Genomic DNA, 1,144 nt, shown 5'->3' with positions numbered 1-1,144 from the left:
AGGCTTGGGGGCTGTGGTGGTGTTCCCGGTCACGGTCACGGTGCCTACCATCGCTGAGAACGCGAGTTTTAGTTACTATATTATTCATGATCCGATGGATGCTCGGTTAACGGGTACGGGTGTGCAGTCAGTACAGGTTGATGGTGTGGATGTGCCGGCTCGTTATTATCACACCAGTGTTACGGGTAGCACGGTGGATGTAGGGTTCACGCAGGAAGGTTTGGGGTGGTTGAAAACCCAGGCTGGTAAAAGCGTGGTGGTTACGTTTACTGGTGTGGTTAGTTCGTTGGGTGTTGATGGTGTGATAGCGAATACAGCGTTCTTGTATTCAAACACGCAAACCAGTGCGGATCCTCCCGTGACTCCTCCGTTGGTGCCGCCTGCTAATCCTCCCAGCACGCCTCCGGAGTCTGGGCGGGTGCATGAGAATTGGGGTAATGTGGTCGTGAGTAAAATCGATGCGGGTGATCATCATACCGGTTTGTCTGGTGCCCAGTTCGAGGTGTATGGGGTTCAAGACCCGTACGCGTCTGATTGTTCTCATGCGCAGGTTACTGGTGATGCGTTACGGGTTAACGGTGTGAGTAGGTTTACCAGTGGTGCTGATGGTCGGGTCGTGATAGATGGTTTGTTTGTTTCTGATTCGAAGAACACGCCTGTTGATGCTACTAGTCGTTGTTACGTGTTGAAAGAGGTGGTAGCTCCTGCTGGGTATGTGTTACCTACGGGAGCGGCGGCGTTGACACCGGTGAGTGTGAAAACAGGAAACACTCAGGGTGTTGATGTGACGATAGTGAATAGTAAAAACACGATGCCGCCGTTACCGTTAACGGGTGCTACCGGTTTGGTGGTACTCACGCTTACTGGTGTGGTGTTGTTAGTGGTAGCGGTAGTGGTTCTGGTGTATCGGAGAAATCATCACGAGTAAACACTGCTGGTAGAAGACTACCGTGGCTTGTATGGTAATCCCCCCAGCAAAGCCACGGTTGGTGGCGGGGGTTTACCGGGTTTGGTCTTTTTTCTCTTCCCAAACCTTGGTAAACCCCCGCATATCATTACCTAAACACAAGCATAAGAAAAACCCTAAGTCAGGAGTCTAAGAAAAACCTGAACACGGGTGTGTGTAAAACCTGGTCATGGGTCT

1 protein-coding gene is annotated in these 1,144 nt (G+C 51.2%); it reads left to right on the top strand.

Annotated elements, in window-relative coordinates:
- Positions 1–928, top strand: a 928-nt coding sequence (locus tag BOCO_RS07330) for a SpaH/EbpB family LPXTG-anchored major pilin (RefSeq protein ID WP_148140086.1), incomplete at its 5' end; no start/stop codon positions are given.
- Between the last annotated feature and the right edge of the window lie 216 nt (positions 929–1,144).

The sequence above is a fragment of the Bombiscardovia coagulans genome (genome assembly GCF_002259585.1).
Classification (GTDB): domain Bacteria; phylum Actinomycetota; class Actinomycetes; order Actinomycetales; family Bifidobacteriaceae; genus Bombiscardovia; species Bombiscardovia coagulans.
The sequence above is the reverse complement of the archived record's forward strand: the minus strand, read 5'-3'. Positions and strand labels throughout refer to the sequence as shown.